7 protein-coding genes are annotated in these 6,374 nt (G+C 45.7%); all 7 read left to right on the plus strand.

Features of this window, described 5'->3' with window-relative positions; genetic code table 11:
* Positions 1-327: 327 nt before the first annotated feature.
* On the plus strand, positions 328-1,689 hold the full coding sequence (locus QZ147_RS07760) for a sodium-dependent transporter (RefSeq protein ID WP_295148956.1): 1,362 nt from the start codon (positions 328-330) through the stop codon (positions 1,687-1,689).
* Positions 1,690-1,700: 11 nt separating this feature from the next.
* Positions 1,701-2,906 carry a M48 family metallopeptidase gene (locus QZ147_RS07765; protein WP_295148959.1) on the plus strand — a complete coding sequence of 402 codons (1,206 nt, stop codon included), beginning with the start codon at positions 1,701-1,703 and terminating at the stop codon, positions 2,904-2,906.
* Entirely contained in the window at positions 2,893-3,741 is an 849-nt protein-coding gene (gene prmC / locus QZ147_RS07770; RefSeq protein WP_295148962.1) for a peptide chain release factor N(5)-glutamine methyltransferase, read from the plus strand. The genes QZ147_RS07765 and prmC overlap by 14 nt, the downstream gene beginning before the upstream one ends.
* Before the next feature lie 155 nt (positions 3,742-3,896).
* The gene (locus QZ147_RS07775) at positions 3,897-4,364 is read left to right on the plus strand and encodes a DUF4149 domain-containing protein (protein ID WP_295148965.1); all 468 of its coding nucleotides are present in this window, start codon (positions 3,897-3,899) and stop codon (positions 4,362-4,364) included.
* Positions 4,361-5,143, plus strand: a complete 783-nt coding sequence (locus tag QZ147_RS07780; protein ID WP_295148967.1) for a threonine/serine exporter family protein — start codon at positions 4,361-4,363, stop codon at positions 5,141-5,143. The genes QZ147_RS07775 and QZ147_RS07780 overlap by 4 nt, the downstream gene beginning before the upstream one ends.
* Positions 5,136-5,645, plus strand: coding sequence for a threonine/serine exporter family protein (locus QZ147_RS07785; RefSeq protein WP_103582633.1), 510 nt, complete (start codon positions 5,136-5,138; stop codon positions 5,643-5,645). The genes QZ147_RS07780 and QZ147_RS07785 overlap by 8 nt, the downstream gene beginning before the upstream one ends.
* Before the next feature lie 152 nt (positions 5,646-5,797).
* Positions 5,798-6,374: Cj0814 family flagellar-dependent secreted protein (locus QZ147_RS07790; RefSeq protein WP_366508786.1), on the plus strand; the 577-nt coding region annotated here is incomplete at its 3' end.

The raw sequence follows: 6,374 nt of genomic DNA on the forward strand, positions 1-6,374 counted from the left end.
AGCTTGAGGGCGACGATCTTTATTACAGAGCCGAGGTATATCTAAAAGAGGGCGGTCAAGACTACGACGTGCTTGGTTGGAGCGAGGCCACGCTGATAAACGACGTCATCGAGCAATACCGCAAACATATGCAGTTTTTACATGTCGTTAGAAAATAAAAAATTGGCGTAAATTTGCATAAATTTACGCCTTTAAATTTATGCCAAGTAGCCTTTTTCTAATAATATTTACCGATTTTAATCCAGATTTGTTTTAAATTTCAAAGATGGTTCTAAAAACTTTAAATAAAATTTTTATATAATCTCTCTTTTTCGTAAAGGTATACAGATGGATAGAAAATCGTGGAGTTCGAAGGTAACGTATATTTTGGCGGTTGCGGGCGCGACCGTGGGCTTTGGCGCGACGTGGCGCTTCCCGTATCTGGTCGGGCAAAACGGCGGCGGCGCCTACGTGCTAGTGTTTTGCATAGCGATGATCGTGATCGGTATACCGATGATTTTGGCTGAAAATGCGATCGGCAGACGCCTAAAATGCAACGCCGTGGACGCATTCGGCGGTAAAAATATAAATCCGGCGTGGAAAATCGTAGGCTGGATGGGGCTGCTCGGCGCATTTGGCATCATGGCCTACTATATGGTTATCGGCGGCTGGGTGCTAAACTACATCGCGCAGATCGCATTTGGCATGCTTGATCTTTCGCAGGTGCTTAGCTTCGAGGCTACGAGCGCGTTTTACGAGCAAAATATCGTTAGCGATCCACTGGCTATCAGCTTTGCGACGCTCGTGTTCGTGCTCGTAAACTACGCGATCTTGGTGCAGGGCGCGGTCGGCGGAATAGAACGCTCGGCGAAGTACCTCATGCCGCTGCTTTTCGTGCTCATGATCGTGATGATCGTAAAAAACTTAACCTTAGATGGCGTGGCGCAGGGGGTTAAATTTTACCTCACGCCCGATTTTTCAAAGATAAGCTTAAAGCTTTTCGTCGAGGTTTTGGGGCAGGTATTTTTCGCGCTCTCGCTAGGGTTTGGCGTGATGATTACGCTTTCAAGCTTTGTTAAAAAGGACGAAGGGCTGGTTAAAATCTCTATCATCACGGGCATCCTAAACACCCTCATCGCCGTGCTTGCTGGCTTTATGATATTTCCGTCGCTCTTTAGCTACGGCGTCTCGCCCGATAGCGGCCCAAGCCTCGTGTTTAAGAGCCTGCCGATCGTTTTTTCACACATGCCTTTTGGCGGATTCTTTGCAGTGGCGTTTTTTGCGCTACTGATGATCGCAGCGCTCACGACCTCGCTGCCAATCTACGAGGTCATCATCACGACGCTTCAGGAGAAATTTAAAATCAAGCGCAAAAGCGCGATTTTGCTGGTTCTAGGCACGATATTTATATTTGGAAATTTACCGTCCTTGATGGCTACAAACCTGCTTTCTGACGTTAAAATTTTCGGTAAAAACATCTTTGACGCATACGACGCCATCAGCGCTACTATATTTTTCGTGCTGACCTCGCTAGGATGCGCGATATTTGTAGGCTGGGTGCTAAAAGACGAAGCCAAACGCGAGATAATGCAAGGCAGCGAAAAATACGCAAAACTCGTAAATATCTGGTTTTGGTATATCAAATTCGTCGTGCCGTTTATCATTTTGGTGCTTTTTATCAGCTCGTTTTACGATAATTTTTTAAAATAGGGCGTAAAAATATGTTTTATTTTTTACTCGGTATTTATTTTTTTTACGTCGCCGCAAAGGCGTGGCTAGCGATTTTGCAGATAAATTTTATACGCGCAGAGGCTAAAAAGCCGGCCGTCGTACTAGAGCAGAATGAATACGAAACCGCCGCCGCCGCAGCGATAACTAATCAAAAATTTGAGATAGCAAGCCTTTTTTATCACGCCGCGATATTTATGATGTGGGCGTGCTGGGGGCTTGGCGAGATGTATGAAAGCGCCTATAAAACGGGAGAACTGAGAGATCATATCGTCTTTGTGATGGGCTTTTTGATCATCTCGTCGCTGCTGGAGCTACCGCTAAACATCTACGAAACCTTCGTCAAAGATAAAAAGCTCGGCTTTTCAAACGTAACGCCTAAAATTTTCGCGCTCGATCTACTTAAAACGCTCGCGCTAACGCTGGTGTTTGGCACGCTGTTTGTGTGGCTAGTGCTGCTTTGCATTAGATTTTTGGGCGATTTTTGGTGGTTTTGGGCGTTTTTGCTTAGCTTTGCCATCGCGCTTGTTATAAATCTCATCTACCCGACGCTCATCGCGCCAATTTTTAACAAAATGCAGCCGCTAGAAGATGGCGAGCTAAAAAGCCGTATAGAAGGGCTTTTAGCGCAGTGCGGGTTTAAAAGTAGCGGCGTTTTTACGATAGACGCTAGCAAGCGCGACAACCGCTTAAACGCCTATTTCGGCGGCCTTGGCGCGACTAAACGCGTGGTGCTTTTCGACACGCTCGTTAAAAAACTAAGTTTAGAAGAGATAATCGCCGTTTTAGGGCATGAGCTGGGACACTTTAAGCACAAAGATATCCTAAAAATGATCGCTCTAAGCGCGGTTATGCTTTTTGCGATGTTTTTGATATTCGGCAATATCCCAGACGCGGCGTATCAAGCGCTTGGGCTTCATAGCGGAGGCGGCGGAACGATCGTGTTTTTGCTACTTTTTTCGCCGATTTTCGGGTTTTTATTTTCGCCCGTTAGCTCGTATTTTAGCCGCGCGAACGAATTTGGCGCCGATAAATTTGCGGGTGAGGTCTCAAACAAAGCCGACATGATAAGCGCGCTAAAAAAGCTAGGCTCCGAAAACAAGGCCTTCCCAAAGGCTCATCCGCTCTACGCGTTCGTATATCATTCACACCCAAGCCTTTTTGAGCGTATAAACGAGCTGGAAAATGACGGTAAATGACGCGCTAAAAGCCGCCACTTCGCAGATCGCACCTGCGTGCGAGATAAGCGGCACAAATCCCGCGCGCGTAGCCAAGGCGCTTTTGATGAGCTACCTCGGCGTAAAAATTGAATGGATATTTTTAAATTTAACCAGTAAGCTTGATAATGCGGACGGATATTTTGCGCTAGCAAAACGCTTCGCAAATCACGAGCCGCTAGAGTATATCACGGGCGAGGCGGGCTTTTACGGGCTTACTTTTAACGTAAAAAAAGGCGTCTTGATTCCACGCCCGGAGACTGAAATTTTAGTCGAAAAATCGCTCGAGATCTTATCAAATTTACCAGCGAGAAACGAACCGCCCCTAGTAGCCGAGATCGGAACCGGAAGCGGGATAATAAGCATCTGCCTCGCGCTAAACTCAAACGCTAAAATCATAGCCTCCGATATCAGCGACGATGCATTAAATTTAGCCGGGCAGAACGCCGCGAAATTTGGCGTAGAGGACAAAATAGAGTTCGTAAAATGCGCGTATCTGGATCAAATTTACGGACAGTTTGACCTGCTGGTTTCAAATCCGCCATATATAGCGCAGGATTACGAGCTTGATAAATTCGTATTAAACGAGCCGCGCGAGGCGCTGTTTGGCGGCGTAAAAGGTGATGAAATTTTAAAAAATATCGTGCTTATCGCGCGAAATCGCGGCGTAAGATACCTAGCCTGCGAGATGGGCTACGATCAGCGAGAAAGCATGCAAAGCGCGCTTAAATTTAACGGCTTCGAGGCGGAGTTTTACAAGGATTTAGCCGGATTTGACCGCGGATTCGTCGCTAAAAATATATTTGCGAATTTTTAAATTCGCACGCGGTTTGGGCTCTGGCGATAAACTAAATTTGAGCTAGCTTGCGTCAAATTTTGGGCTAGCAAATTTACGTCCCTCTAACTCAAATTTAGCGAATTTTAAATGCTATAACCCTAAAATGCGTGCGGTAAATCAAAAAAAGGAAAATTATGAAAAGCATTTATTTTTTGCTTCTTGGCGCGCTCATCGGCACGGAGCTCGCTCTGGGCGCTCTGGTTGCGCCGACGATTTTTTATCCGCAGGGCATCCTGGATGGCGGCGTACTTACGCATTTTCAAAGCGGCAAACTGATGGCTACGATATTTGTTAAATTTAACTACACCTTGCTAGCAGTTAGCGTCTTGATCGCGCTTTGCGAGCTTGCTTCGTTTAGATCTAGCGTCAAATTCGCCGCTAAATTTAGCATGGGTATGCTTTGCGCGATAAATTTAGCCCTCGCGCTCTCGTTCGTATTTTACTTCACGCCTTTCATCATGGACGCGCAGGCTGCGGGTGAGGCGGCGACGCAGACGGCCGAGTTTGCGCAGATGCACGCGGCTAGCGAGTGGACGATGAAGCTGATGCTGTTTGCGCAGCTTGCTTTGTTTTTTATCAAATTTAAAACCACCGAAAAATGAGCGCAAAGCCCGATATCCAAATTTTAACCGATTTTCTCTCTGACTACACGACGGCGATGGTGAGCGCGGGCACCTACACCGCGCGCGTCGAAAAGTGCGTAGACCGCGTGGCTAGGCGCTATGGCTACGACGTTAGCGTGACGATTTTCGTGAAGTATTTTACGATTAGCGTCATGGACTCGGCCGATAACTCCCTGCGCCGAACCTACGTGAAAAAGATCCCGCTAGGGCAGGTGAGCTTTAACCGCATTTCCGAGCTTTCGTCGCTTAGCTGGCGGATTTTGGATGAAAATTTGAGCCTTGATGAAGCCAAGGAGCAGTTTGAGGGCGTCATGCGCATCGGGGCGAATAAATTTACAAGCTCGCTTATTTTAATAAGCCTTGCAAATGCGGCGTTTTGCAAGCTTTTTGGCGGCGATGCTGGCTCGGTAGCTTGCGTATTTTTCGCGACGCTCGTGGGTTATAGCCTTAGATTTGCGCTTGCTAAAATGGGCGTAAATTTAAAAATTCAGTACGTTTTGGTATCGTTCGTCGTCTCTTTTATCGCCTATCTTGGCGTATTTTACGGCTTTACGCACACTAGCGACGTGGCGATCGGCTCGTCGATACTATTTTTGATGCCGGGCGTTTTTCTCATAAACTCGGTCTTTGACATCCTAAACGATAACACGCTTGTAGGCATCAGTAGAGCCGTGAGTACGGGCATTTTGATACTTTGCATCGCGGTTGGCGTATATATTACGCTCTCGCTTAGCAATGCGGAGATTTTACATGTTTGAGCTTTTGACCGCGACTCTCATAGACGGCGCTTTTGCCGCGGTGGCGGGGCTTGGCTTTGCCTACGCTAGCTCGCCGCCTAAAAGGACTCTCGCATTTTGCGCGCTGCTTGCGGCGTTTGCGCACGCTAGCCGCTTTTGGATCATGCAGATGGGATTTTTTAACATCAGCGTCGCCACTCTTATCGTCTCATTTTTAAGCGGGATTTTAGGTATGCTCTTTGCCAAACGGCTAAAAGTGCCCGCCGAGATCATCGCATTTCCCGCGCTTTTGCCGATGGTGCCTGGAGTTTACGCGTATAAGGGCATTTTGGCGCTGTTTTCGTTTCTAAACGAGCCTGATATCGCTAAGAAAAACGAATATCTAATCATATTTTTCGATAACGCGATCACGACCACGACGGTCTCGCTAGCTCTAGGCGTGGGCGTTTCGGTAGTGCTTATTTTATTTTACGATCAGTCGCTGATGATTACCCGCGGTGCTAAGTGCGATCTGGCGAAGTAGCGTTTAAATTTATCTAGTGATACTTTTACTAGCTTTTTATTTAAATTTGGTTCTTTTTTAGGGCCAAATTTGATAGCTTTTATTATCTTTACTCTAAACTTTTCCTCAAATTTGCCGATATAGCTTAAAGCGAAATTTTAAAAGGATTTATTATGATGAGCGGAATCGGCGGATTTTCAAATTTTGCTAGAAATTTTCATGCAAATATCAAGCATGACGCAAAAATCCAAAATACGAATAAAAGCGAAATCTCAAGCTCTACCTCCCCCGTTCCTAGTTTTAACGAAGTTTTAGGCTATAAAGTCGATGAGGATGGATATTTTACGTCCGAATTTAACGAAGCCGCAGGTATCCCAAAGGACTACAAAATCCACTCTGATACCTTAAAATCGCTCGTAAACGTAAATGATAAGGCTGGTGTATTTTATAAAATGTTTTCAAAAATCGACATAGCAAAAACAGTTGGCAATGCATATAAAATTCTCTCCCAAGTAGCGGGCGACGAGCTACTAAACTCAAAAGAGAGCTTTACTAAAGAAGACCTTGCCAAATTTCCTCAAGGATACGAGTACGAGAAATCAAGTCTAAAAGTAACTAAAGTAAATAAAAACATCTACGACTATGCGTCGGCACGTAGCGCCTTTGACGATAAGTCTGGGAAAACCTATATGGAAACGCTATTTTTTAATAGCTCATATCATGCATTTACAACAACGCCGCAATATAAGC

This window comes from uncultured Campylobacter sp. (assembly GCF_905371695.1).
In the GTDB taxonomy this organism is placed as follows: domain Bacteria; phylum Campylobacterota; class Campylobacteria; order Campylobacterales; family Campylobacteraceae; genus Campylobacter_A.

Bases quoted from the DNA above. Each gene is read 5' to 3' on its own strand.
- QZ147_RS07775 (WP_295148965.1), top strand. From the start codon at position 3,897: ATGAAAAGCATTTATTTTTTGCTTCTTGGCGCGCTCATCGGCACGGAG.
- QZ147_RS07785 (WP_103582633.1), top strand. From the start codon at position 5,136: ATGTTTGAGCTTTTGACCGCGACTCTCATAGACGGCGCTTTTGCCGCG.
- QZ147_RS07765 (WP_295148959.1), top strand. From the start codon at position 1,701: ATGTTTTATTTTTTACTCGGTATTTATTTTTTTTACGTCGCCGCAAAG.
- QZ147_RS07780 (WP_295148967.1), top strand. From the start codon at position 4,361: ATGAGCGCAAAGCCCGATATCCAAATTTTAACCGATTTTCTCTCTGAC.
- QZ147_RS07760 (WP_295148956.1), top strand. From the start codon at position 328: ATGGATAGAAAATCGTGGAGTTCGAAGGTAACGTATATTTTGGCGGTT.
- prmC (WP_295148962.1), top strand. From the start codon at position 2,893: ATGACGGTAAATGACGCGCTAAAAGCCGCCACTTCGCAGATCGCACCT.